The sequence below is a fragment of the Leifsonia sp. PS1209 genome, assembly GCF_012317045.1.
Classification (GTDB): Bacteria; Actinomycetota; Actinomycetes; order Actinomycetales; family Microbacteriaceae; genus Leifsonia.
The window spans coordinates 1,271,914-1,297,423 of record NZ_CP051154.1; the positions used below are offsets into that span (position 1 = coordinate 1,271,914).

Consider the following 25,510-nt stretch of genomic DNA (forward strand, 5'->3'; position numbering starts at 1 on the left):
GGCCGACGGTCGACGGCGAACGCGCCGCGGCTGTGTTCGGGCCTGCGGGAATACCTCGCACCCCGCAGCGTTGAACTTGAGTGCAGTTCACTCAACTTTCAACACACAGGAGATTTCGTGCCCGAAGACTTCACTCCCGACAGTAACGAAGGAAACTCGTTCGACGAGTTCCTCGCCCGTTACCTCGCGGGTGAGCGTGCGCGTACCGCGCGCTCCATCGACATCAGCCGGTTCCTGAGCCGGCGCACGCAGGAGACCCTCGCCGAGGCCGGACGGTTCGCGCTCGAACACGGCCACCGGGAGCTCGACGCCCTGCACATCCTCCGCGTCATGGCGACGGCAGAGCCCGCCGCAGACGCCATGCGCCGCATCGGCGCGGACCCGCAGGCGGTCGCCGCCGCGGCAGAGCAGCGACTCCCGCAGACGGGCGACCCCGTCGACGTGGATGCCGCATCCATCACTCCGTCCGCCCAGCGGGCGCTGTTCCACGCGTACCAGGTGGCTCGCGCATCCGGATCGACGTACATCGACCCCGAGCACCTCTTCTTCGCGCTCGTCATCATCCAGGACGCCCCGGCCGGGCAGGTGCTGCAGGCAGCAGGCGTCACCCCGGATGCGCTGACCTCCGCCATGCGCCAGACCACGACCGTCGGCGCCGGAACTGCTGGACAGGCCGCTGACGGAGAGGACGCGGAGAACGCATCCACCACTCCGATGCTCGACCAGTTCGGCACCGACCTGACCGCGCTCGCCCGCGACGGCAAGCTCGACCCGGTGATCGGCAGGCTCGACGAGATCGAGCAGACCGTGGAGATCCTGTCCCGGCGCACCAAGAACAACCCGGTGCTCGTCGGTGAGGCGGGCGTCGGCAAGACCGCGATCGTCGAAGGCCTCGCCAGCGCGATCGTCGACGGCGGAGTGCCGGAGCAGCTGCGCGACAAGCGCGTGGTGTCGCTCGACCTCGCCGGAATGGTGGCCGGCACCCGCTACCGCGGCGACTTCGAGGAGCGCCTCACGAAGCTGATGGACGAGATCAGCGCGGCCAAGGACGAGCTCATCGTGTTCATCGACGAGCTGCACACCGTTGTCGGCGCCGGCGGCTCGGGAGAGTCCGGCGGCATGGACGCCGGCAACATCCTGAAGCCGCGGCTCGCCAGGGGCGACCTGCACCTGGTCGGCGCGACCACGCTCAAGGAGTACCGCCGCATCGAGAAGGACCCGGCGCTCGAACGCCGCTTCCAGCCGGTGACGGTCGGCGAGCCCAGCATCGAGGACGCCGTGCTCATCCTCTCCGGGCTCCGCGGAGCGTACGAGGAGCACCACGGCGTGCGGTACACCGACGACGCGATCCGCGCGGCCGTCGAACTGTCCGCCCGCTACGTCTCCGACCGCTTCCTGCCGGACAAGGCCATTGACCTCATCGACCAGGCAGGGGCACGCCTCCGCCTGCGTCTCGGCAAGCGCGTCGACACGACAGAGCTGATGGCGACCCTCGCCACCCTCGAGTCCGAGAAGAACTCCGCTGTCGCGTCCGAGCACTACGAGGAGGCGTCGCGCCTCCGCGACGAGATCGAGGCGGTGCAGCGTTCGCTCGACGAGCTCGGCTCCGCGCCCCGGCCGGATGCGGTGGTCGACGAGCCGGAGATCGCCGGCGTCATCTCGCGTGCGACGGGCATCCCGGTCAGCCGCATCGGAGAAGCGGACCGCGAACGCCTCGCCAAGCTCGAAACCGAGCTGCACGAGCGCGTGATCGGTCAGGACGACGCGGTCGTCGCCGTCGCGAAGGCGGTGCGCCGCAACAGGACAGGGCTCGGAGACGAGCGCCGCCCCGTCGGCAGCTTCCTCTTCCTCGGCCCCACCGGCGTCGGCAAGACCGAACTCGCGAAGGCGCTCGCCGCATCCCTGTTCGGTGACGAGAAGGCGATGCTCCGCTTCGACATGAGCGAGTTCGGCGAACGCCACACGGTCGCCCGTCTGGTCGGCGCCCCTCCCGGATACGTCGGATACGACGAGGCAGGTCAGCTCACCGAGCGTGTGCGCCGCAACCCGTACTCTGTCGTGCTGTTCGACGAGATCGAGAAGGCACACCCCGACGTGTTCAACCTGCTGCTGCAGGTGCTCGACGACGGCCGCCTTACCGACGGCCAGGGCAGGACGGTCGACTTCCGCAACACGGTGGTCATCATGACCTCCAACCTGGGGTCGGAGTTCCTCGCATCCCGCAGCGGCGCCCTCGGCTTCGTGCCGGTGGGCGGCGACGCCTCAGCATCCGGTTTCGCGTCGGAGAAAGACCTGCGCGACCGCGTGATGGGCAAACTGCGCGAGGCGATGCGTCCGGAGTTCCTCAACAGGATCGACGAGATCGTGCTGTTCAGGAAGCTCGACGCCGAGCAGCTGCGTGACATCGTGCGCCTCCTCCTCACGGCGACGAGCGCCCGCCTCGGTGCGCGCTCGATCGGCTTCGAGGCGACAGACGCCGCGGTGGAATGGATCGCCGACGCCGGCTACGAGCCGGAATACGGCGCCCGCCCCCTGCGCAGGGTCATCCAGCGCGAGATCGACGACAGGATCGCCGAACTCATGGTGAGCGGCGAGCTGACCGACGGTGGCACCGTCACCGTCGACGCGGTGGACGGCGCCGTGCGGGTGACCGCCGGTGCGCGTGCTGCGGAGTGGATGGCGCGGGCGGCGTAGCCGCGGTTGTGCTGAGGTGAGAGAGGCGGCGTCCCCGGGAGGGGGGCGCCGCCTCTTTGTGTGTGCGCATTCAGCGCACGTGCATTCCAGTTGGAGCACGTGCCGCTAGCGGGCGGTGACCGCGATCAGTCCAGGCTGAAGATGTCTTCGACGGGGACATGGAAGCGGCGGGCGAGTTTCAATGCGAGCGTCAGGCTGGCCTGGAACGTGTCGTTCTCGAGGGCGACGATCGTGCGTCGTGACACGCCGCAGTCCGTGGCGAGCTGGCTCTGCGTCAGTCCGGCCGCGAGGCGGTGCTCACGAATCCTGTTCCGCATCCTGACTTCCGTATCTGGTCGTGCTGACCGCCGAGCGGACGCAGACGTCGATCACCAGCGCGACGACGTAGCCGAGCATCACAAAGCCGGGTGGCCAGTCCGAGCCGACGGTGAACGTCAGGGTGCCGAGGAGGACCGCGAGAACCAGGGCGTCGACGAAGGCCGCTGCGCGCACGCGCAGCGCGGTGTGCGATTCGACGCTCTCCGCCTCCGCCGCCAGCGTCGCTCGCTCCCGCGCAGTGCGGAACGCGACGGTGCCGATGGCGCCGATCAGCACGATCGCACCGAGCAGCCACGGGTAGACCGGGCGGGCAGAGGCCGTGGAGTTCCCCCAGGCGGCGATGGCCGCGAGCCCGAGCAGGCAGCAGGCCAGGAAGACGATGTATGTGCTGCGGGTCTTCATTGAAGGCCTCTCGGAGATGGAGCGCGTGAAGTCTACTTCACCTTCGATTGCACCCACTCTGAAAGGACGGACAGGGTTCGCTGCCGTGCGTCAGTGGTTTCTGAGTGTTGCGGTGAAACGCTGGATGGATGTCTTCCCGCCCGCAGTTCCGTGACCGGCCGTGGTTCGTCGCGCTCTCGCGGCGGTTCGATCCGTTGCGGGGCTATGAGATCCGGCCGGCGAGGTCGCGGGCGGGGCTGATCGCGCAGTTCGGGGTGGTCGCGCTCATCGCGGCCGTGCTGAGTTCGGTGTTCGTCATGCCCGGATTCCTGGGAGTCGGCCAGACGGCGGCTGCCGCGTCCAGTGCGTTCGAGGCGCTGCCGTCGAACCTGGAGATCCAGCCGTTCGCGCAGAACACCACGGTGTACGCCAAGAAGGGCGGGGCGGATGTCCCGATCGCCTCGTTCTATGCGCAGAACAGGCAGGACGTCGGCTGGAAGGATGTGGCGCAGACCGTCAAGGACGCCACCGTGGCCGCCGAGGACCCTCGGTTCTACTCCGAGGGCGCCGTCGACCTGCTCGGGACCGTGCGCGGGGCGTTGTCGACCGTGAGCGGGAGTTCGGTGCAGGGCGGGTCATCAATCACGCAGCAGTACGTCAAGAACGTCGAGGTGGAACGCTGCGACGCGCTCACCGACGCCAAGAAGCTGCAGGCCTGCTACACCGACGCCGCCGGGGTCACCCTGCAGCGCAAGGTGCAGGAGATGCGGTACGCGGTCGGGCTGGAGAAGAAGTACACCAAGGAGCAGATCCTGCTCGGCTACCTCAACGTCGTCGGATTCGGCGGCACAGTGTACGGCATCGAGGCGGCAGCGCACTACTACTTCAACACCACGGCCGCCCAGCTGAGTCTGCCGCAGGCCGCAACGCTCGTCGCCATCCTGAACAACCCGGCCAACCTGCGCATCGACGAACCGAACAACAAGGACAACGGCGCGGCCGACGGATACAAGGCCACCAAGGAGCGGCGCGACTACGTGCTCGACCGCATGGCCATCAACCACAAGATCACCGCGGCCGACCGGGATGCGGCGAAGAAGACGCCCGTGCAGCCCGTCATCACGCCGACCACCTCCGGATGCGCGGCCGCCTCGCAGTACAACGCCGCGTTCTTCTGCGACTACGTGCGGGATGTCGTGCTCAACGACCCGGCATACGGTGCGACCGCCGACGACCGCTGGGCGACGCTCAACCGCGGTGGGCTGAAGATCTACACCACCCTCAACCTCGACCTGCAGGCGGTGGCGCAGCAGTCGCTCAGCGCATACATCCCGCCGTCGATGGCGGGGATCGACCTCGGCGCATCCAATGTCTCGATGGAGCTCGGCACGGGCAGGATCGTGACGATGGTCGAGAACCGGGCGTTCAACAACACCGACCAGCCGCAGGACGGCACGACGGCGGTGAACTACAACACCGACGAGGCGTACGGCGGATCGCAGGGCTTCCAGACCGGCTCGACCTTCAAGGCGTTCGACCTGGCGGCCTGGCTCGAAGCGGGCAACAGCCTGTACGACACCATCAACGCCACCCAGCACGACTTCCCGACCTCCGAGTTCACGAACAGCTGCGCCGACATCAACGGACCGGACTGGCCCGTCACCAACGACGAAGGCTCGGCCAGCAGGCTCTCGGTGATGGCGGCGACGGCCGAATCGGTCAACACCGCGTTCGCGAAGATGGGGACCAAGGTCGACCTCTGCTCGATCCTCAACGCGGCGAAGGCGCTCGGCGTGCATCCCGCGTCGTCGAGCAACCCGTTGACGTCCGTGCCGTCGATGATCCTCGGCGTCAATTACCTGTCGCCGTTGACGATGGCGACCGCGTACGCGGGCATCGCCAACAACGGCACGGTCTGCACGCCGGTCGCCATCGACAAGGTCGTGAACGCGGACGGCTCGCAGCACAAGGTCAGCCCGACCACCTGCACGCAGGGGCTGCAGCCGAACATCGCGGCCGGAGTCACCTATGCGCTCCAGGGCGTGATGCGCGGCGGCGGCACGGCGGCCAGCGCCAACCCGTACGACGGCACGCCCATCATGGGCAAGACGGGCACGACGGACGACTCGCTGCAGAACTGGCTCGTCACCTCCACCAGCAAGGTGTCGACGGCGACCTGGGTCGGCAACGTGTCAGGGGCGACCCCGCTGCGCAGTCTCGACTTCAACGGAGTGGGCGGCGGCGACGTGAAGTTCTCCGTCGCCAAGCCCATCCTCGAGGCGATCGACGGCCTGTACGGGGGAGACGCGTTCACCAAGCCGACCAACGCCGTGCTGTACGGCGACCAGGTGACGATCCCGGATGTGTTCGGCAAGACCCCCGACGAGGCGCAGTCGCTCCTGGCGGGGCTCGGCCTGGACGTGACGGTCGACCAGACGCCTGTCGACTCCGCGCAGCCGGCGGGGACGGCGGCGGGCACCGATCCTGCAGCAGGATCCTCCGTCAACAAGGGCAGTTCGGTGACGGTGCAGATCAGCAACGGGCAGTCCGCGACCATCCCGGGTGGCCTGATCGGTCAGTCGGAGAGTGCGGCGAAGGCGGCGCTGGCCGCGGCCGGGTTCACCAACGTGAGCGTGAAGAAGCCGGATGCCGGTGGCGGCAACGGCAACGGCAACGGCGGCGGGAACGGGAAAGACGCATCCAGCCTGACGGTGAAGGCGGTGGACCCCGCTGAAGGAACGCCGGCGAGGAAAGACCAGGCGATCGTCCTCACGCTCGGCTGACCGGATGGCCAGCGCGCCGGGTGGCGTGCGGCCGCCCGCCTGGCGTGGCGCACAATGGAACCATGCAGGACGGCAGCGGGGGAGCACGGGCGACCTGTCCGTCGTGCGGTGCTGAGGCGCACGTGGTGCGGAACCCGTACTACGGCGCCGGTCTCGCGGTGCACGAGCTGATCGTGGAGTGCCCGCAGTGCGGCATCTCGTTCCTGGACACGGTGCCGGTCGCGCACGAGGATGCGCCGCCGAAACGGCGAGGACTCGGGGCGAGGCTGCTCGCCCTGTTCGGGCGCTAGGCGCCCAGTGCCTCCAGCGGGTTCTCCGCCAGCTTCCGCACGACGCCGTTCGCGACGATCCTGGCCGCCTGCGTCGTCGGCTTGCGCGCGGCCTGGTCCGTCACGCACGCTCCGAACTCGGCGGCGATGCTGAGTCGCGGGAATGCGGCGAGCACCTCCTCCCGGAATGCCAGAGGAAGCAGGTCGGCGCGCACGCCGGAGATGTCGAGGCCGGTGGCGATTTCGAGCAGGTGGCCCTCGGCATCCAGTGCTGGATCGACCGTCGGCCAGTTGTGGCGCACGATCACCTCGTGCACGCGGGTGCGCCGCTCGGCAGGCCAGCCTGCGCCGGCGGTGAGCGCGGCGGCGACGTGACCGCCGGCGTCCTCGTAGCTGAGCGTGACGTTGTCGAACTCCTCGACCAGCCCGAGGTCGTGCAGCAGCGCCGCGACGTAGAGCAGCTCGTGGTCGATGTCGTCCCCGCCGTCCAGCTCGGCGAAACCGAGCGCCCACAGCCACGACCGGATGCAGTGGTTCAGCAGCGCGGGGGTCTGCCGCTCTGCGGCGAACTCGTACGCGGCGCGGGCGGCCTGGGTGTCTGGCGGGGTGAAATCGGCGAGGCGCATACGGCCATCATGCCGGGTTTCCGGGAGGTGGGCGCGCTCAGGCCGGGTGGACCACCGTGATGCCCGTCGGCGAGGCCGTCTCCGCATCGGGGAGCATCGCCGCGCCGGTCTCCAGGCTGACGGCGCCCGAGAGCAGGGCCTGCGGGCGGAGGGCGCCGGAGGCGACAAGGTTGAGCATCCCCGGGTAGTCGGCGGCGGACATCCCGTGGCTGCCGAGGATGTCGAGCTCCCAGGCGAGCACGCGGTCGAGGGGGAGGACGGGGAGCTGGTCGGCGGAGAGCAGGCCGACCTGCACGTGGCGGCCGCGGCGACGCAGCGACAGGACGGCGTCCGTGCTGGTGGTGGACGAGCCGACGGCGTCGATGCTCACGTCGGCGCCTCCTCCGGTGAGGTCGGTGATGGTGGCCGGAGTGGATGGGTCCGCGAGCACGACGTGCTCTGCGCCGAGGCGGGCGGCGAGGTCGAGCGCGGCCGGGTTGCGGTCGACCGCGACCACCCTGGCGCCGAGAGCCACCGCGATCATCACCGCGCTCAGGCCGACGCCGCCCGCGCCGTAGACGGCGACCCACTCGCCCGGGCGAACGGCGGCGCGCATCCGGACGGCGCGGTACGCGGTGGCGAAGCGGCAGCCGAGGCTGGCGGCCGCGTCGTCGTCGAGACTGTCCGGCACGGCGACCAGATTGAGGTCTGCGGCGCGGATCGCGACCAGTTCCGCGTGCGATCCCCAGTGCGTGAAGCCGGGTTGGGTCTGGTTCGGGCAGACCTGCGACTGGCCGGATGCGCACCAGGAGCATGCGCCGCAGCCGTTGACGAACGGCGCGGTCACCCTGTCTCCGACCCGCCAGCCCGTCACGCCGTCGCCGAGCGCGGCGATGGTCCCCGCGAACTCGTGGCCGGGGACGTGCGGCAGGTGGACGGTGTCGTCGTGTCCGGCCCAGGCGTGCCAGTCGCTGCGGCAGAGGCCGGATGCTCCCACCCTGATCACCGCGCCGCCCTCCGGAGCGACGGGGTCGGGGACGTCGCGCACCTCGACAGGACCGCCGAAGCGGTCATAGACCATCGCCCTCATGCCGTGAGCACCCGGACGGCTGGCACGTCGGCCGCGGCCCACTCCAGCGCCGCCAGCTCCGTGGTGCGGACCCAGAGCAGCGCGTCGTGGTCCGTGCTGCGCGTCGGCAGTTCACCGGTGAGTTCTGCGCGGTAGCAGGCCAGGTCGATCGAGCGTCCGCCCGCCTCCGTGACACTGCGGTCGACCAGCTCGCCGACCAGGATGCCGACGCCGAGCTCTTCGCGGATCTCGCGCACCAGCGCGGTCTCCGGGGTCTCGCCCTGCTCGACCTTGCCGCCGGGGAACTCCCAGAGTCCGGCGGCGTCTTTGCCGGGGGCGCGGCGGCACGCCAGCACACGCCCGTCGCGCACGAGGACGGCAGCCACCACTTCGAGGGGTTCCACGACTCCATCCTGCCCCCTGGGGGCCGAAACCGCCGGGTGCCCGCGCCGTCGGGCGCGACAGGCCGCTCGCGCATCCGGTCAGCGGGTGAAGGTGCCGACCTTCTCCGTGTTGTAGTACTCGAACACGAACGAGGCGCTGCGACCGTCCGACGGCGGGGAGAACGTGATCGCGGAGAGCGAGCCGGGCGGCGCGTTCTCGCTGTCGAGCGGCGTGACGAACTCGTCTCCCGTCCAGTGCTTCAGCGTGTACACGGTGTTCTTCGGGCCGAGCGTGATGGTGAGCGTGCCGCCGGTGGCCGCGACCGTCGCCGGGCCGGTGTACGGGTTCTGGTACGTGCCGACGAACGAGCTGAGCGGTGCGGACGGGACGGGAGAGGTGGGAGGCGACTGGCCGACCAGGGTGCCGACGGGTTCGTCCATGTTGGCGAAGGCGTTGCTGTACAGTTTCGCCCAGTCGGTGCGCGGCGCGCCGTACTGCACGAGGTCGAGGAACTGCATCGCCAGCGTCTCCGCCGTGCCGTTGGCCGCCGCGTTCACCAGGACGACGATGCCGAGGTCGGCGGAGGGGAGCGTGACGAACGTGGTCCCCGCGCCGAGCTGGAACGCGCCGGAGTGGCTCACCGTGGTGCGGCCGGAGGCGGCGACGCCGACGTTGAAGCCGTAGCCGTACTGGCCGGGGCGGGTCTCGGCGTTGGCGACCGGGCCCGTGATGATCTGCGGGGAGATGGCGGGCAGCAGCGCTTTGCCGTCGACGATCTCGTGGCCGCCGTACCGTCCGTCGTCGATGACCATCGCCATCCACTTGGTGAGGTCGGTGACGGAGGAGCTGACGCCGCCGGCCGGGGACTGCGCATCCGGCTCGCGCTGGTACTTGGCCTCGTACTGGCCGTCGACCAGCACGTGCGGCACCGCGCGGTCGGTCCTCGCGATGTAGTCGGAGAAGCGCGAGCTGGTGGCCGTCATCCCGAGCGGTCCGTAGAGGTCGCGCTGCGAGAGCGTCTCCCAGTCGGTGCCTGCGGCATCGGCGACGGACTGAGCGGCGGCGGTGATGCCGAAGTTGGTGTACGTCCACTGGGCGCGGAACGGTTCGAGCGGGAGGTAGCGCAGGCGCGAGAGCACCTCTGCGCGGTCGTAGCCGAGCTCTTCGAGGTCGTCGCCGGCGTGGTCGGGGAGGCCGGAGCGGTGCGCGTAGAAGTCCGCGATGGTGGCGTGCGTCGTGACGTACGGGTCCGCGAGCGCGAACGACGGGAGGTTGGCCGTCACCGGGGTGTTCCAGGCGACGGTGCCCTTGCCGACCTCGTCGGCGATGACCGTGGCGCCGATGGGCTTCGACAGCGACGCGAGCTGGAACACCGTGTCCGCGTCGACGGCGCCCGGCTTGCCGACCTGGCGGACGCCGAAGCCCTTCGCGAAGACGGTCCTGCCCTGATAGGTGACGCCGACGGCGATGCCGGGCACGCCGGTCTGCGTCAGGATCGACGACGCGAGCGCGGGGAGCCTGTCGATCGCGGCGGTGACGGCACCCTGCGCGATGGGCACACCGGCGTCCGCTCCCGGATCCGTGCTCAGGCCGGCCGGGGCCGCCGGCGTGTGCGCCGGGTCTCCGCCCCCGCCGCTCGCCGTGCACCCCACCAGGGTGGCCACCGCCACCGCGGCACCGATCAGAGCACCCGCCCGTCGCATCCTCACGATCCGCACTCTAGCGGTCGGGGAGCGGTCGGGCCCAGCGTTTTTCGTTGGGACTCGGCGGGACTCGCCGCCTCGGGCGGGCGGCGGTCAGGGGCGGGCAGGGGCCGGACCGGTGGACGCGCGAACGATGAGGCGGGGCTCGACGGAGGCGGGGGCGAGCGTGGTGCCGGGGTCGGCGATGTAACGCAGCAGGTGGGAGACCGCGAGGCAGGCCATCTCGGAGAACGGCTGGGCCACCGTGGTGAGCGACGGGGAGCAGTACTCGGCGAGGGCGATGTCGTCGACGCCGACCACGGACACGTCCTCCGGGATGCGCTTGCCCAGCTCGTGGAACGCCCTGATCACGCCGAACGCCATCTCGTCGCTCGAGACGAACACCGCCGTCACGTCCGGGATGCGGCCGAGGATGAGGCCGTTCTGGTATCCGGAGGCCGGCGACCAGTCGCCCTTCAGCTCGGGAGGGGGAGCGATGCCCGCTGCTTCCAGGGTGGTCCGCCAGCCTTCGCTCCTGCTCACCGCATCCAGCCACTCGGTGGGGCCGGAGACATGCCAGACCGTTTCGTGGCCGAGGTCGAGCAGGTGCTGGGTGGCGAGCTTGGCCGCCTGCGACTGGTCGACGGCGACCACCTCGGTGGAGGAGGTGCGCGAGCCGTCGATGGTGATGGTCGGGATGTCCTTGGTGAGGTCTTCGATGCCCTTGGTCACCTGGATGAGCGGGAGCGCGAGGATGATGCCCTCGACGCTCTGCTCGGCGAGCCGGGACATGGCCTCCTCGATCGCGACCGGTTCGAGCGACGGACTGGTGGCGGCACTCACGGCGTAGCCGGCCTCGCGGGCCGCCTGCTCGACACCCGCCGTGACGGCCGTGCGCGAGTACGAGTTGGTCTGCAGCAGCACGATGCCGATGGTCCTGCTGTGCCCGGACGACAGGATGCGCGCCGCGTTGTTCTTGCGATAACCGAGTTGCTCGACGGCGGCGAGCACCCGCGCACGGGTCTTCTCCTGCACGTTGGGGTGACCGCTGAGGGCGCGGGAGACCGTCTGGGCGGAGACGCCGGCCACGCGCGCGACGTCGGTCATGCCGGGTGGCTTCGCCGCCGCGTCCCGGAGCTCGGTGTTGCTCATGGTCTCGATGATAGCGGGCGCATGTGCGTGTTCGCGCAGATTTCCGGCCGTTTCGATCAATTCGGATTGACAAGTTGTTATCGCTATCAATTCTGTGCGACACTCGCATCTCGAACCCGCTCTCGGGTTCCTGTGATCAAAGGAGAGGCAGTGAAGAAGTCAGCAGCAATCCGTATGGCGGGCGCGGCGGGGGCGGTTGCGCTCGGCCTGATGTCGCTCGCCGGGTGTTCCGGCAGCGCAGGATCCACCGAGCCGAGCACGGCGAAGGTCACGTTCTGGGGCTGGGCCCCTGGATACGCCGACGCCGTCAAGGCATTCAACGCATCGCACAAGGACGTGACGGTGACGTATCAGGAGGTGCAGCCCGGCTCGAAGGGCGGCTACCAGAAGATGCTCAACGCGGTCACCGCGAACAACGCCCCGTGTCTCGCGCAGGTGGGATACGAGACCCTGCCGAGCTTCGCGGCGCAGGGGGCACTCGACGACGTCTCGCAGTATGCGAACGATGACAAAGAGGACTTCCAGCCCGCCGCATGGAGCTCGGTGAGCATCGGCGACGCGGTCTACGGCGCCCCGGTCGACACGGGGCCAATGGGCCTGTTCTACAACAAGGAGCTGTTCGACTCGCTCGGCCTCTCCGCCCCGGCCACCTGGGACGAGTACAAGGCGGACGCGGAGAAGATCCACGCCTCCGACCCGAAGAAGTTCATCTCGTCCCCATACCTCGACTACGACTACGCCGGGCTCGCCTGGCAGACCGGCGCGAAGTGGTTCAGCGTCGACGGTGACGCGTGGAAGGTCTCGATGGCCTCCGACGCCAACGCGGAGGTGGCCGACTACTGGCAGGGGCTCGTCACCGAAGGACTGATCAGCAGCGCCCCGATGTACGACCAGGCCTGGTACACGGGCCTCGGCGACGGCAGCATCGCCACCGTCGTCGGGGCCGTCTGGCAGGCGGGGGTCATCAAGGGCGGTGCGGCGAACGGCTCGGGCAAGTGGGCCGTCGCGCCGATGCCGCAGTGGAAGGCGGGGGACGACCAGGTCGGCAACGCGGGAGGCTCCGCGACCGCCGTGCTGAAGGGCTGCAAGACGCCGAAGGCGGCCTGGGAGTTCGCGCACTGGCTGAGCACGGACAAGGACACGTACGCGACGCTCGTGCAGAAGGCCGGCCTCTACCCGGCCGCGACGGCGCTGACCGACCTGCCTGCGCTCACGGAAGCCGACCCGTACTTCGGCGGCCAGAAGATCTTCGATGTCTTCGCGAAGGCGGCGCCGAAAGTGAACCAGGACTGGACATGGGGCCCGGTGATGACGAAGACCGCCGCCGACCTCGACGACGGCCTCGGCAAAGCCTGGGCCGGTCAGGGCACCATCGCCGACGCGCTGAAGACAGCGCAGCAGAAGACGGTGGCGGAGCTGAAGAAGCAGGGCCTGACGGTCTCCCAGTAGTGACAGGTGGATGCGGCGCGCCGACCACGCGGGCGGCCGCCGCATCCACCGTGGACGAGCACGCGCATCCCGTGTGCGGAGAGAAGGAAACGTGACCGACCTGGCCGTCGCCGAGCGCATGGCGACCACCGCGGACGCAGCGCCGTCGACCGGGCGGGCGCCGCGCAGGCGCCGCTCGTTCGACTGGCGGGCGCCGCTGCTGTTCCTCGGGCCGTTCTTCGTGCTCTTCCTGGGCATGTACATCGCGCCGATCGTCTATGCCTTCATCAGCAGCCTGTTCACGGTGAAGCGCTCCGGACTGGGGCTGACGGCGCCGACGCAGGTGTTCGACCCGTTCGCGAACTACGCGCACGCGTTCTCCGACCCCGACTTCACGGCGTCGCTCGGCCGGGTGGCCCTGTTCGGGGTGGTGCAGGTGCCGCTGATGCTCGGTCTCGCGCTGGCCCTTGCGCTGCTGATCGACTCGAAGTCGGCCCGCGGCAAGGGCTTCTTCCGGCTGTCGAGCTTCCTCCCGTATGCGATCCCCGGCGTGAGCGCCGCACTGGTCTGGTCGTTCATGTACTCGACGACGTCGAGCCCGATCAACCACCTGCTGGAGCCCCTCGGCATCCAGCTGCCGTTCTTCGACGACGGCACCGTGCTCTGGTCGGTGGCGAACATCGTCACCTGGAGCTGGACCGGATACAACATGATCATCATCTACGCCGCGCTGCAGTCGATCCCCGCCGAGGTGCTCGAAGCGGCGAAGCTCGACGGGGCGTCGGCATTCCGCACGGCGTGGAGCGTGAAGATCCCGATGGTGCGCAGCGCGATCGTGCTCACAGCGGTGTTCTCGATCATCGGGTCCGCCCAGCTCTACAACGAGCCGACGGTGCTGCAGCCCATCTCCGGCGGGTCCGTCTCGTCCACGTTCACCCCGATCATGTCTGCGCAGGCAGCCGTCGGCGCTGGCAACTATCCGTACGCGGCGGCGCAGTCGGTCATCCTGGCGGTGCTCGTCGGCGTGATCTCGTTCGTGTTCTTCCGTCTCACCAGCAAAGGAGACAAGGCGTGACCGCCATCAGCCCTCGCGGCATCAGGAGCAGGAGGGACACCTCCCCGCTCAGCCGCACCGTCGTGATGGTGCTGCTCGCCGTCTCCACCGTGTACTTCCTCTTCCCGCTCTGGTGGCTGCTGGTGGCGGCGACCAAGCCGTTCGGCGAGCAGTTCTCCGGCAGCGGTCTCTGGTTCGACGGGTTCGGCCTGTTCGACAACCTGGCCAGGCTCACCGCCCAGAACGACGGGATCTTCTGGCAGTGGATGCTGAACAGCCTGCTCTACTGCGGCGTCGGCGCCGCGATCGGCACCGTCCTGTCCGCGATGGGCGGATACGCGCTGGCGAAATACGACTTCCCCGGCAGGGGAGCGGCGTTCGGCGTGATCCTCGCGGCCGTGCTCGTGCCCAAGATCCTGTTCACGCTCCCGCTGTACCTGATGTTCTCCGGCGTGCACCTGATCAACAACCCGCTCGCGGTGCTGCTGCCCAGCATCGTCAGCCCGTTCGGCGTCTACCTGGCGCGCGTGTTCGCGGCGCAGTCCGTGCCGGACGAAGTGATCGAGGCCGGTCGCCTGGACGGCGCGAGCGAGTTCCGGATCTTCCGCGCCATCTCCACGAAGATGATGCTGCCGGCGCTGGTGACGATCTTCCTGTTCCAGTTCGTCGACATCTGGAACAACTACCTCCTTCCCGCGATGGTGCTCGGCGACGACCACATGCAGCCGGTCACGGTCGGCCTGGTCGGCTGGAACGCCAGCCACGTCGCTGTGCCCCCGCCCCTCGTGGTGATCGGCTCTCTGGTCTCCGTCGTCCCGCTCATCGTGGCGTTCCTCGCCCTGCAGCGGTTCTGGCGTGCCGGCATGACGGCGGGAGCGGTGAAATGACGCTGACGGCCACCACCGCCCTGCTGAGCTACCGGGACGGCACGCTGCTGCGCGCGGGAGAGCCGCACCGGGTGCTGTCCGGCTCGATGCACTACTTCCGCGTGCATCCCGAGCAGTGGCGGGACCGTCTCGAGCGGATCGTGGCGCTCGGGCTGAACACCGTGGACACCTATGTCGCGTGGAACTTCCACCAGCGGCATGCAGATCGGCCGGCGTCGTTCGATGGCTGGCGCGACCTCGAAGCGTTCATCCTGCTGGCCGGGGACGTGGGGCTCGACGTCATCGTGCGGCCGGGCCCGTACATCTGCGCCGAGTGGGACAACGGCGGCCTTCCCGCCTGGCTCACCGGCAGGATCGGGATGCGGGCACGCAGCTCGGAGCCCGCGTACCTCTCCGCCGTGTCCACCTGGTTCGACGACCTCATCCCGCGCCTCGCGGCGCTGCAGGCGTCGAACGGCGGCCCGATCGTGGCCGTCCAGGTGGAGAACGAGTACGGCAGCTACGGCGACGACGCGGGATACCTGACCTGGCTGCGTGACGCGCTGACCGAGCGCGGCGTGACGGAACTCCTCTACACCGCCGATGGGCCGACCGACCTCATGCTCGACGGGGGGAGCATCCCCGGGGTGCTCGCCACGGCGACCTTCGGGTCGCGTGCACGGGAGGCGTCCGCTCTGCTCAGCGCGCGGCGCGACGGGGAGCCGTTCCTCTGCGCCGAATTCTGGAACGGCTGGTTCGACCACTGGGGCGAGCTGCACCACGTGCGCTCTGTGCCGAGCGCAGACGCCACCCTGGACGAGATCCTGGACGTCGGCGGTTCCGTGAGCCTGTACATGGCGCACGGCGGCACCAACTTCGGGCTATGGGCGGGCGCGAACCACGATGGACGGCTGCAGCCGACGATCACCAGTTACGACTCGGACGCTCCGATCGCGGAGCACGGGGCGGTCACCGAGAAGTTCCACGCCTTCCGCGAGCGGTTCTCGGCCGTGAGCGGGAGGCCGGTTCCCGCCGTGCCCGGCGATCCGCGCATCCTGACCGGACGCAGTGTGCGGGTGACGAAGGGCGCCGGGCTCCTGGAGGCGCTCCTGTCGGCGCCCGTGACCGCCGAGCACCCGGCGCCGCCGAGCTTCGACGAGCTGGGGATCGCCTCCGGGATGGTGCTCTACAGTGCTTCTCCGCTGCTGCCGCGCGGGGAGAACGCGATCACGGTCACCGGGCTGCACGACCGGGCCCAGGTGTTCGTGGACGGTGTGCCGTGCGGCACGCTCGACGCCGACGGATCCGTCCCGGTGACGGGCAGAGGCGAGACGATCGCGCTGCAGCTGCTGGTGGAGAACCAGGGACGCATCAACTACGGGCCGCTGCTCGGGCAGGGGAAGGGCATCCTGGGCGGTGTTCAGGTCGGGCGCAGGCTGGTGCACGGCTGGACGGCCAGGGCGCTGCCGCTCGACGAGTGGACGGCGAGCGAGGTCGCCGGCTTCGCCGGCGCGTACGCAGCGACCAGGGATGCGGACGCCGCCGGGTTCTCGACGGCACGGGTCGTGCTCGGCGCAGGCGAACCGGCCGACGCTTTCCTCGCGCTGCCCGGCTTCGGCAAGGGATTCGTCTGGGTGAACGGCTTCCTGCTCGGGCGCTACTGGGAGATCGGCCCCCAGCGGACCCTGTATGTCCCCGCTCCTCTGCTGGTGGAGGGGGAGAACACGGTGACCGTGCTCGAGCTCCATCGCTCGGGGACGACGGTCGAATTCCGCGCACGACCGGAGCTGGGGGAGCGGGAGGAATACGTCGAGACCTTCTGACGGCGGGTGTCGGTGCCGTGCGGCAAGATGAGGGGGTGCGCTCATCTGTGAACCCCACCGTCCTCATCGTCATCGACCTGCAGCGGGGGGTGCTCGCGGAGTGCTTCGACGCGGAGGGCGTCGTCAGCCGCACGGCCGCACTGGTCGATCGGGCGAGGGACGAGCGGGTGCCGATCATCTGGGTGCAGGACGAGCACGACTTCCCGCAGGACAGTGAAGGCTGGGGACTCGTGGAGGGGCTCACCAGAGCGCTCGGGGAGCCGCTCGTGCGCAAGTCGTACCGCGACGCGTTCGCGGACACCGGGCTCGACGAGCTGCTCGAAGGCTTCGACGTGACCCACATCGTGGTCGCCGGCGCACAGTCCGACTACTGCATCAGGACCACGACGCAGGCCGCCGCCGTCCGCGGCTACGACGTGACGCTGGTGGGCGACGCCCACACCACGACGGACGCGGAGTGGGACGGCGAGCAACTGACGGCCCAGCAGATCATCGCGCACACCAACAGGTACTTCTCCGGGCTGCGCTACCCCGACCAGACGTTCGCCGTCGTTCCGGCGGCCGACGTCGCGTTCTGACCCCCCCCGAAAACATCGAGTCCGAAGTTGTTCACGCCTGACACCGGCGTGTCGCGTGAACAAGTTCGGACTCGATTGTTTGGGGAGGGGGGCTCGCGGCTAGAGGGTGGCTCCGAGCTTGAAGCCCTGGGTTTCCTCGCCCTTGCGGGTGTACGAGAAGCCGTCTGCGCCGATGGTGACGTCCATCTCGGAGTCGTCGGTGCGGGAGGTGAGCGGCTGGGGGTTGCCGTCGAGGTCGAGCACCGGGGAGGCGTCGGTGTACCAGGACGGGACGACGGGGTTGCCCCACCAGTCGCGGCGCTGGTTGTCGTGCACGTCCCAGGTGACGACGGGGTTGTCCGGGTCGCCGGTGTAGTAGTCCTGGGTGTAGATCTCGACGCGGTGGCCGTCCGGGTCGCGCAGGTAGAGGTAGAACGCGTTGGAGACGCCGTGGCGGCCGGGGCCGCGCTCGATCGCGTCGCTGCGGCGGAGGGCGCCGAGCTTGTCGCAGATCGCGATGATGTTGTGCTTCTCGTGCGTGGCGAACGCGACGTGGTGCATCCGGGGGCCGTCGCCGCCCGTCATCGCGGTGTCGTGCACGGTGGGCTTGCGGCGCATCCACGCGGCGTAGGTGGTGCCCGCCTCGTCCTGGATGTCCTCCGTGACGCGGAAGCCGAGGTCCTCCATGTACTTGACGGCGCGGGGCACGTCGGGGGTCACCTGGTTGAAGTGGTCGAGACGGACCAGCGCGCCGGGGGTGTAGAGGTCGTACCGCCAGGCGAGGCGCTCGACGTGCTGCACGTCGTAGAAGAACTCGTACGGGAAGCCGAGCGGGTCTTCGACACGGACGGAGTCGCCGACGCCCTTCGTGAATCCGGAGGCGTTGCGCTCGACGCGGCATCCCAGCTCGGTGTAGAACTCGACGGCGCGGTCCAGGTCTTCCGGGGTGCGCACCCGGTACGCGAACGCCGCGACGGCGGCGACAGGTCCCTTGCGGAGCACCAGGTTGTGGTGGATGAACTCCTCGAAGCTGCGCAGGTAGACCGCGTTCTCGTCCTCCTCGGTCACGACCAGGTCGAGCACGTCGACGTAGAAGTCGCGGCTGGCCTGCAGGTCGGTGACGACGAGCTCCATGTACGCGCAACGCACGACGTCCGGCGGCGTCGCCTTCGGGGTGGGGATGGCGGTGGTGGTCATGGGGTGAATCGCTTTCTCTTCGTTGAGGGGGGAGTAAGGGGTGAAGGTCAGTTGGCGCCGAAGCGTGCGGTGTGCACCGGGCCGAGGGTGATGTGCACGGCCTGCTGGTCGGTGTAGAAGTCGATCGAGCGGTAGCCGCCCTCGTGACCGAGCCCGGACGCCTTGACGCCGCCGAACGGGGTGCGCAGGTCGCGGACGTTGTGCGAGTTGAGCCACACCATCCCGGCCTCGACGTTCTGGGCGAAGGTGTGCGCGCGCTTCAGGTCGCTGGTCCAGATGTATGCGGCGAGGCCGTAGCGGACGCCGTTGGCGAGCTCGAGGGCCTCCTCGTCGGAGTCGAACGGCGTGATGGCGACGACGGGGCCGAAGATCTCCTCCTGGAAGATCCGCGCATCCGGTGCGACATCGGCGAACACGGTGGGCGCCACATAATTGCCGTGGTCGATGCCCTCCGGACGGCCGCCTCCGGCGAGGAGCCGGCCCTCCTGCTTGCCCAGCTCGACGTAGCTCATCACCTTGTCGTAGTGCTCGGGGTGCACGAGCGCGCCCACCTCGGTCTTCGGGTCGTGCGGGTCTCCGACGACGATGTTCTTGGCGCGGGCGGCATAGCGGGCGCAGAAGTCGTCGTAGACGCTGCGCTCGACCAGGATGCGGCTGCCCGCCGTGCAACGCTCGCCGTTCAGCGAGAACACGCCGAACAGGGTGGAGTCGATCGCGGCGTCCAGGTCGGCGTCGGCGAAGACGACGGCCGGTGACTTACCGCCGAGCTCCATCGACAGGCCCTTAAGAAAGGGAGCGGCGTTGCCGAAGATCAGCTGGCCGGTGCGGCTCTCACCCGTGAACGAGATGAGCGGGACATCCGGATGCTTCACCAGCGCGTCTCCCGCCTCCTCTCCGAGGCCGTTGACGAGGTTGAACACGCCGTCCGGCACCCCGGCGTCGCGGAAGATCTGCGCCCACAGGCTGGCGGAGAGCGGTGTGAACTCCGCGGGCTTGAGCACGACCGTGCAGCCGGAGGCGAGCGCGGGGGCGAGCTTCCAGCTCTCCAGCATGAAGGGGGTGTTCCACGGCGTGATGAGGCCGGCGACGCCGATCGGCTTGCGGTTGACGTAGTTGAGCTGCGAGCCGGGCACCTTGAACGCGTCGTCGGCCTGGGCGACGATCAGGTCGGCGAAGAACCGGAAGTTCTCCGCAGCGCGCTGCGCCTGGCCGAGCGCCTGGGTGATCGGGAGGCCGGTGTCGAAGGTCTCCAGCTCGGCGAGGCGTGCATCCTGGGCTTCGACGGCGTCGGCGACGCGGTTCAGGATGCGAGCCCGCTCGCGCGGCTTCATCCGCGGCCACGGGCCTTCCTTGAAGGCGCGGGTGGCGGCGGCGACGGCGAGGTCGATGTCCTCCTTCTGGCCGGCCGCGGCGGTGACGTACGTCTCGTTCGACACAGGGTCGAGCACGTCGAACGTCGCGCCGGAAACGCTGTCGACGAAGGCGCCGTCGATGAAGTGCTGGATGCTGTCTGGCAGATTCTCCGGAATGTAGTGCTGCGTCATGGGCGCACGCCTCCTTCGGCGGTCGGTGAATTGATGTGTAGTGGTCTCAGTGCTGCGGGTGCTTGTGCTCGTCTTGATAGGCGTGGAACGCATCCAGGGTCGCGAGGCGGTGGCGGCGGGCGGCCAGCTCGATGTCGAGAGGCTCGGCCCCCCGCTCGATGAGCTTCAGGATCTGCTCGTGCTCCTCGACGGATTCGCGGGCACGGCCGGGAACGAAGCTGAAGGTGGAGTCGCGCAGCACCTTCAGCCGGTTCCAGCCGCGGTGCACAAGATCCAGGATGTGCGGGTTCGGGCACTCCTCGAACAGGACGGCGTGGAACTCCAGGTTCAGCTCGGTGAACCGGTGCGGGATGAAGTCGTCGAGGCACGCGATCATCTCCCGGTTGATCGACCGGGCCCTGTGCAGGTGGTCGCCGTTCAGCAGGGGAGCGGACATCTGGGTCGCTGCGCCCTCGACCAGGGCGAGCGTCTCCATCGTGTACGTGTACTCGGTGTCGTGCAGCAGGGCGACCTGGGCGCCGACGTTCTTCTCGAACGTCACCAGCCCTTCCGCCTCCAGCCGGCGGATCGCCTCGCGCACGGGCACGACGCTGATGCCGAGCTCCCCGGCGATCTGGCCGAGCACGAGCCGGAATCCGGACACGTACCTGCCGTCGTCGATGCGCTCCCTGATCCAGTCGTATGCGAGTTGGGATTTGCTCGGCGTCGCCGTCTTCGCGGTTCCTACTGCTGTGTCAGCCACACGCGGTACCTGTCCTTCCATTCGGCGTTCATCGGGAACAGACCGTCGATCGTCGCGCCGGCAGCGACCTGCTCGGCGATGAACTCCTCTTCGCGCTCCTGTTCGAGCGCGTCGGCCACGACCTCCTCGACCAGGGCGGTCGGGATGACGAGCAGGCCGTCGGCGTCGCCGACGATCACGTCGCCCGGCTGCACGGCCGCGCCGCCGCAGGCGACGGTGATGTCCGCATCCCACGGCACGTGCTTGCGGCCGAGGACGGCCGGGTGACCGCCCGCGTGGTAGGTGGGGATGTCAAGCGCGGCGACGATCGCGAGGTCGCGCACGCCTCCGTCCGTGACGATGCCCGCAGCGCCGGCGACCTGCGCCCGCAGGGCGAGCACGTCGCCGACGGTGCCGCTGCCGCGCTCGCCGCGGGCCTCGATGACCAGCACGTCGCCGGGGCCGAGGGCGTCGAAGGCGCGCTTCTGGGCGTTGTATCCGCCCCCGTGCGCTGCGAAGAGGTCTTCGCGGTTCGGCAGGTAGCGGAGCGTCTTGGCGCGGCCCACCAGCTTGGCGTCCGGCCGGGTGGAGCTGAGGCCGTCGATCGAGACGTTGTTCAGGCCGCGCTTCCGCAGCTGGGAGCTGAGGGTGGCGGTGGAGACGGAGAGCAGCTGGGCGCGCAGTTCGTCGGTCAACACGAATCCGGGAGCCGCGGGGGCGGGAGGAGTGCCCCAGGCCTCCGAGCGCTGCAGGTCGTCCACGGCGGGCTTCGTGCCGAAGTCGCCGAACGGGACGGTGCCCTCGGTGATGCGGGTGGCGAGGCGGCCGGTGCTCGGCGCATCCGGGGCCGTCGGCGCGTCGACCTCGACCTCGACCAGGTCGCCCGGCTGCGTGACGGACGAGCCTGCCGGGGTGCCGGTGAGGATGATGTCTCCCGGCTCCAGGGTGAGCAGCTGGGAGAGGTCGGCGACGAGCTGGCCGAACGGGAAGAGCAGGTCGTCCGTCGTGCCTTCCTGCACCAGTTCGCCGTTCAGCCAGGTGCGCACGCGGAGGGCGTCGGGGGAGACGGCGTCCGCCGGGATGATGCGGGCGCCGATGGGCGTGAAGCCGTCGCCGCCCTTGGAGCGGACGTTGGAGCCCTTGTCCGCCGCACGCAGGTCGTAGACGCCGAAGTCGTTCGCCGCGGTGACGCCGGAGACGGCCGCCCAGCCGTCCTCGGGGGAGACCCGGCGGGTCGGTCGGCCGATGATGAGCGCGATCTCCCCCTCGAAGGCGAGGAGTTCGGTTCCCGCCGGGCGTTCCAGCTCGGAGCCGGAGGCGGCGATGGAGGAGGCCGGCTTGAGGAAGTAGGACGGGGTGGCGGGTGTGCGACCTCGCTGCGCGGCACGCGAACGGTAGTTCAGGTGCACGGCGATGATCTTGCCGGGGAGGCTGATGTCGCTCACGGGGTGGTTCTCCTCGTCATCGGGGACTGTATCTGAGATTGTATACGATTCGTGAGGCGTGCGCCAGCGCGCATCAGTAGCTCGCGGGCGCGACATCGGAACCGCCGCCGATGAAGCGATCGGCCAGCGCCTCGGAGGCGCGCGCCAGCAGGGCGACATCGGCGCCGACCAGCACCCAGCGCGCACCGGCGGCGAGATAGCGGTCGGCGGCGACCGGGTCGAACGCGTTCACGCCGACCGGCTTGCCCGCCGCCGTCCCCGCCGCGATGGCCGTCTCGACGGCGGCGACGACCTCCGGATGGGTCTGCTGGCCGAGGAGTCCCATCGACGCCGCGAGATCGGCCGGACCGACCAGGAGGCCGTCGACGCCGTCGACCGCAGCGATCTCGTCGACGTTCGCCAGCCCATCCACGGTCTCGATCTGCACGTACAGGGAGACGAGGCCGTCGGCGCGGGAGAGGTAGTCGTCGATCCTGCTCCACCGGGCGGAGCGGGCGAGGGCGCTGCCGACGCCGCGGACCCCGGCCGGTGGGTAGCGGACGGCGGCGACCATCTCCGCAGCCTGCTCCGCGCTGTTCACCATCGGGATGAGCAGGTTCTGCGCCCCGAGGTCGAGCAGCTGCTTGACGATCACCGTGTCGCCGATCGGCGCGCGCACCAGCGGCGTCACCGGATACGCGGCGACGGCCTGCAGCTGCGCGAGGATCGACTCGAGGCCGACGGGGGAGTGCTCCCCGTCGATGAGCACGATGTCCAGTCCGGCCCCCGCACAGATCTCGGCGACGAGCGCGCTGCCGGAGCACGACCAGATGCCGAACTGGGGACGGGATGCTGTGCGCAGCCGGTCGGCGAGCGTGGGTGTTGGTTCTAGGCGAATCGGCATGTGATGGCTCCCAGGGTTCCGTAGTCTGCGTGGACGGTGTCGCCGCGTTCCACCCACATCGGGCGGGTGAACGAGCCGGCGAGGACGATCTCGCCGGCTTCGAGGGTGGTGCCGTGCGCCGCGAGCTTGTTCGCGAGCCACGCGACGCCGGAGGCCGGGTGGTTGAGGACGGCGGCGGCGACGCCGGACTCCTCGATGGTTTCGTTGCGGTAGAGGAGGGCGGACACCCAGCGCAGGTCGACGGCATCCACGGCCACAGGACGGCCCCCGACGACCATGCCGCCCATCGCGGCGTTGTCCGAGATGGTGTCGACGATCGTGCGCCCTGCCATCTCGATGCGGGAGCTGAGGATCTCGAGCGCGGGGACGACGTACTTCGTCGCGTCGAGCACGTCGTAGAGCGTGCAGTCCGGGCCGGTGAGGCTCTCGCCGAGCACGAACGCCAGCTCGACCTCGATGCGCACGTTGGAGTACGCGTCGAACGGGATGACGGAACCGGTCTCGAAGACCATGTCGTCGAAGATGACGCCGTAGTCGGGCTCGGTGATCCCGGTCGCCTGCTGCATCACCTTGGAGGTGAGGCCGATCTTGTGGCCGACCAGTCTGCGTCCAGCGGCGATGCCGCGTTCCTTCCAGACGTTCTGGACCGCGTACGAGTCCTCGACGGTCATCTCCGGATGGCGGGCGGTGAGCAGCGGCACGGTGTTGCGGTCGCGTTCTGCGGCCGCCAGTTCGTCCGCGATCGAGTGGATGGTCGAGTCTTCGAGCACCGGATGGTCCCTTCGTCGTCGGAGGTTCTGGCCGCCGGAGCAGCCTCGGGTGAATCGTATATCATCCCGTACATCTTGGCGATTTCGCGGAGCGGCCGAGTCATGGAAAGCTCGTCTCACCCCGTTTTTCTCCACAGGTTGTTTTTCTTGTCAACAACTGTAGAATTACCGCCACGACACAGCGATGTGTAGCCAACCTCGGTTGACGACCGGATCAGTAACTGCTGTGTCGTACGCCTGCGCAGCGTTCGATTGATGTTTTAGCTCCTGCCTTGCCAACCGAGAGAAGAAGACATGAAGAAAGCAATGATCGCGGTGGCCGTCGCCGCCGTGACCGCGCTTGCGTTGACCGCATGCGGCTCAGGGGGAAGCGACACCAAGGCCACGACCGGCGCATCCGGTGGCCCGCTCAACATCGGGAACTTCGCCGATGTGACCAGCTGGGATCCGTCGCTCGCCGATATCGGCTTCGATGGCCCGTACCTGTCGGCGGTCTACGACCCGCTGGTCAGCGTCGACGGCGACGGCAAGCCCACGCCGGCCCTCGCCACCTCCTGGAAGGTCTCCGACGACTTCCTGAAGGTCACCATGACCCTCCGCACCGGCGTGAAGTTCAGCGACGGGGAGGCATTCGACGCGGCAGCAGCGGTGAAGAGCCTCGACTACCTCAAGAAGGGCGCGCGCTCCGGCGAGGCGTACGAGAACGTCGCGAAGTTCGTGGCCGTCGACGACAAGACCCTGGAGATCGACCTCACCAAGCGCGACGACACCCTGCTCTACTTCATGGGCATCGGCCGCAGCTGGATGATGGCGCCCAAGGCCATCGCGGCCGGCACGCTCGCGAAGACCCCGGAGGGCTCTGGCCCGTACACGCTCGAGACCTCGAGCGTCGCCGGCTCCGAATACCACTTCAAGAAGGTCGCGAACCACTGGGACGCGAAGCAGTTCCCGTTCGACCCGCTGGCGATCTACCCGATCCAGGATGCGACGGCCCGCGACAACGCGATGGCCTCCGGTCAGATCAACGTGAACTACGCCGACGACACAGCTCTCAAGCAGGCCAAGGAGAACAACTGGAACGTCGCGGCCAAGGTCTCCGGCTGGGTCGGTCTGCAGTTCACCGACCGTGCGGGGGAGAAGTTCAAGCCGCTCGGCAATGAGAAGGTGCGCCAGGCGCTGAACTACGCGTTCGACGGTGCGAGCATCCTGAAGTCGGTCGGCAGCGGAGCAGGAGCGGTGTCCAACCAGGTGTTCCCCGACGGCACGCCGGGCAACGTGAAGAGCCTGAACGGTGAGTACAAATTCTCCATCGCCAAGGCCAAGTCGCTTCTCGCCGACGCCGGATACGCCGACGGGTTCGACCTGCACATGCCGATGTCCCAGGTCTTCCAGGTCTGGCAGCCGGTCGTCGACCAGACCTTCGGCCAGCTCGGCATCACAGTCACCTGGGACGACATGCAGTACATGGACTACCAGAAGAACGCGCCGACCTACCCGATGTTCGTCTCCTTCCTCGCGATGGACTCGAACCCGGTCGCGACGGTGCAGCGCATGATCAACCTGCCGCAGTGGTTCAACCCGACCCCGCAGGTCGAGAAGTTCCCGGATGTGCAGGCACAGGTCGAGAAGGTCCTCTCCGCCGACCCGAGCAAGCAGACCGCCGAGATCGAGAAGCTGAACACCCTCGTGACCGGCAAGGCGTGGTTCGACGTCTGGTACCAGGCGAACAACAGCTACGTCTCCACCTCGAACATCTCGATCACCCCGGTGACCGGCATGATGTTCCCCACCCTGCGCCAGATCACCGTCAAGGGCTGACGCACACCAGGCGGGCCGCGTGAGAGCGCGGCCCGCCATCCCCGTTCCACCCGCTCCCGTTCCACCC

General features: G+C 69.0%; 22 protein-coding genes. 9 read left to right on the forward strand and 13 right to left on the reverse strand.

Annotation, left to right across the window (positions count from 1 at the left end; genetic code table 11):
* The first annotated feature begins 117 nt into the window (after nucleotides 1-117).
* Nucleotides 118-2,694 carry an ATP-dependent Clp protease ATP-binding subunit gene (locus HF024_RS06085; RefSeq protein WP_168688982.1) on the forward strand — a complete coding sequence of 859 codons (2,577 nt, stop codon included), beginning with the start codon at nucleotides 118-120 and terminating at the stop codon, nucleotides 2,692-2,694.
* 125 nt (nucleotides 2,695-2,819) lie between these two features.
* Here the strand turns inward: HF024_RS06085 and HF024_RS06090 are convergent, their stop codons facing one another.
* Both HF024_RS06090 and HF024_RS06095 read right to left on the reverse strand, forming a co-directional pair.
* On the reverse strand, nucleotides 2,820-3,011 hold the full coding sequence (locus tag HF024_RS06090; protein WP_085370772.1) for a helix-turn-helix transcriptional regulator: 192 nt from the start codon (nucleotides 3,009-3,011) through the stop codon (nucleotides 2,820-2,822).
* Nucleotides 2,992-3,414 (reverse strand): hypothetical protein, encoded by a 423-nt coding sequence (locus HF024_RS06095; RefSeq protein ID WP_168688983.1) that lies wholly within the window; start codon nucleotides 3,412-3,414, stop codon nucleotides 2,992-2,994. Before HF024_RS06095 ends, HF024_RS06090 begins: the two co-directional genes overlap by 20 nt.
* A 128-nt stretch (nucleotides 3,415-3,542) precedes the next feature.
* Between HF024_RS06095 and HF024_RS06100 the strand changes: the two genes are divergently transcribed.
* Nucleotides 3,543-6,176, forward strand: a complete 2,634-nt coding sequence (locus HF024_RS06100; RefSeq protein WP_168688984.1) for a transglycosylase domain-containing protein — start codon at nucleotides 3,543-3,545, stop codon at nucleotides 6,174-6,176.
* 62 nt (nucleotides 6,177-6,238) lie between these two features.
* Nucleotides 6,239-6,466 carry a hypothetical protein gene (locus tag HF024_RS06105; protein ID WP_168688985.1) on the forward strand — a complete coding sequence of 76 codons (228 nt, stop codon included), beginning with the start codon at nucleotides 6,239-6,241 and terminating at the stop codon, nucleotides 6,464-6,466.
* Here HF024_RS06105 and HF024_RS06110 read toward each other — a convergent pair.
* The 5 genes from HF024_RS06110 to HF024_RS06130 form a co-directional block, all read right to left on the reverse strand.
* A complete protein-coding gene (locus tag HF024_RS06110; RefSeq protein WP_168688986.1) occupies nucleotides 6,463-7,071 on the reverse strand; it encodes an HD domain-containing protein in 609 nt (202 codons plus the stop codon). The genes HF024_RS06105 and HF024_RS06110 overlap by 4 nt on opposite strands.
* Before the next feature lie 37 nt (nucleotides 7,072-7,108).
* Complete coding sequence (locus HF024_RS06115) at nucleotides 7,109-8,140, reverse strand: zinc-dependent alcohol dehydrogenase family protein (protein ID WP_168688987.1); 1,032 nt, start codon at nucleotides 8,138-8,140, stop codon at nucleotides 7,109-7,111.
* Nucleotides 8,137-8,523 (reverse strand): (deoxy)nucleoside triphosphate pyrophosphohydrolase, encoded by a 387-nt coding sequence (locus HF024_RS06120; RefSeq protein WP_143466015.1) that lies wholly within the window; start codon nucleotides 8,521-8,523, stop codon nucleotides 8,137-8,139. Before HF024_RS06120 ends, HF024_RS06115 begins: the two co-directional genes overlap by 4 nt.
* 78 nt (nucleotides 8,524-8,601) lie before the next feature.
* Nucleotides 8,602-10,206, reverse strand: coding sequence for a serine hydrolase (locus tag HF024_RS06125; protein WP_168690796.1), 1,605 nt, complete (start codon nucleotides 10,204-10,206; stop codon nucleotides 8,602-8,604).
* Nucleotides 10,207-10,299: 93 nt separating this feature from the next.
* Nucleotides 10,300-11,337, reverse strand: coding sequence for a LacI family DNA-binding transcriptional regulator (locus HF024_RS06130; protein WP_247597325.1), 1,038 nt, complete (start codon nucleotides 11,335-11,337; stop codon nucleotides 10,300-10,302).
* A gap of 150 nt (nucleotides 11,338-11,487) precedes the next feature.
* On the opposite strand from HF024_RS06130, the gene HF024_RS06135 reads away from it, so the two are divergent.
* The 5 genes from HF024_RS06135 (at nucleotide 11,488) to HF024_RS06155 (ending at nucleotide 17,086) form a co-directional block, all read left to right on the forward strand.
* Entirely contained in the window at nucleotides 11,488-12,786 is a 1,299-nt protein-coding gene (locus tag HF024_RS06135) for an extracellular solute-binding protein (RefSeq protein ID WP_210724032.1), read from the forward strand.
* 91 nt (nucleotides 12,787-12,877) lie between these two features.
* Entirely contained in the window at nucleotides 12,878-13,840 is a 963-nt protein-coding gene (locus HF024_RS06140) for a sugar ABC transporter permease (RefSeq protein WP_247597326.1), read from the forward strand.
* Nucleotides 13,837-14,706: a carbohydrate ABC transporter permease gene (locus HF024_RS06145; protein WP_247597327.1), complete on the forward strand. Its 870-nt coding sequence runs from the start codon at nucleotides 13,837-13,839 to the stop codon at nucleotides 14,704-14,706. The genes HF024_RS06140 and HF024_RS06145 overlap by 4 nt, the downstream gene beginning before the upstream one ends.
* Complete coding sequence (locus HF024_RS06150) at nucleotides 14,703-16,508, forward strand: glycoside hydrolase family 35 protein (protein WP_168688988.1); 1,806 nt, start codon at nucleotides 14,703-14,705, stop codon at nucleotides 16,506-16,508. The genes HF024_RS06145 and HF024_RS06150 overlap by 4 nt, the downstream gene beginning before the upstream one ends.
* A gap of 47 nt (nucleotides 16,509-16,555) precedes the next feature.
* Complete coding sequence (locus HF024_RS06155) at nucleotides 16,556-17,086, forward strand: cysteine hydrolase family protein (RefSeq protein ID WP_168690800.1); 531 nt, start codon at nucleotides 16,556-16,558, stop codon at nucleotides 17,084-17,086.
* Between the two features lie 99 nt (nucleotides 17,087-17,185).
* On the opposite strand, the gene hpaD is transcribed toward HF024_RS06155, so the two are convergent.
* The 6 genes from hpaD to hpaH all read right to left on the reverse strand — a co-directional run bounded on the left by hpaD (nucleotide 17,186) and on the right by hpaH (nucleotide 23,625).
* Nucleotides 17,186-18,262 carry a 3,4-dihydroxyphenylacetate 2,3-dioxygenase gene (hpaD, locus tag HF024_RS06160; RefSeq protein WP_247597328.1) on the reverse strand — a complete coding sequence of 359 codons (1,077 nt, stop codon included), beginning with the start codon at nucleotides 18,260-18,262 and terminating at the stop codon, nucleotides 17,186-17,188.
* Between the two features lie 47 nt (nucleotides 18,263-18,309).
* The gene (hpaE, locus tag HF024_RS06165) at nucleotides 18,310-19,806 is read right to left on the reverse strand and encodes a 5-carboxymethyl-2-hydroxymuconate semialdehyde dehydrogenase (protein WP_085370780.1); all 1,497 of its coding nucleotides are present in this window, start codon (nucleotides 19,804-19,806) and stop codon (nucleotides 18,310-18,312) included.
* A gap of 46 nt (nucleotides 19,807-19,852) precedes the next feature.
* Nucleotides 19,853-20,548 (reverse strand): GntR family transcriptional regulator, encoded by a 696-nt coding sequence (locus tag HF024_RS06170; protein WP_168688989.1) that lies wholly within the window; start codon nucleotides 20,546-20,548, stop codon nucleotides 19,853-19,855.
* On the reverse strand, nucleotides 20,530-21,972 hold the full coding sequence (locus HF024_RS06175; protein WP_168688990.1) for a fumarylacetoacetate hydrolase family protein: 1,443 nt from the start codon (nucleotides 21,970-21,972) through the stop codon (nucleotides 20,530-20,532). The genes HF024_RS06170 and HF024_RS06175 overlap by 19 nt, the downstream gene beginning before the upstream one ends.
* Before the next feature lie 73 nt (nucleotides 21,973-22,045).
* Nucleotides 22,046-22,855, reverse strand: coding sequence for an aldolase/citrate lyase family protein (locus HF024_RS06180; RefSeq protein WP_168688991.1), 810 nt, complete (start codon nucleotides 22,853-22,855; stop codon nucleotides 22,046-22,048).
* The gene (gene hpaH, locus HF024_RS06185; protein ID WP_168688992.1) at nucleotides 22,840-23,625 is read right to left on the reverse strand and encodes a 2-oxo-hept-4-ene-1,7-dioate hydratase; all 786 of its coding nucleotides are present in this window, start codon (nucleotides 23,623-23,625) and stop codon (nucleotides 22,840-22,842) included. The genes HF024_RS06180 and hpaH overlap by 16 nt, the downstream gene beginning before the upstream one ends.
* Before the next feature lie 294 nt (nucleotides 23,626-23,919).
* On the opposite strand from hpaH, the gene HF024_RS06190 reads away from it, so the two are divergent.
* Nucleotides 23,920-25,443, forward strand: coding sequence for an ABC transporter substrate-binding protein (locus tag HF024_RS06190; protein WP_168688993.1), 1,524 nt, complete (start codon nucleotides 23,920-23,922; stop codon nucleotides 25,441-25,443).
* The last annotated feature ends 67 nt before the right edge of the window (nucleotides 25,444-25,510 follow it).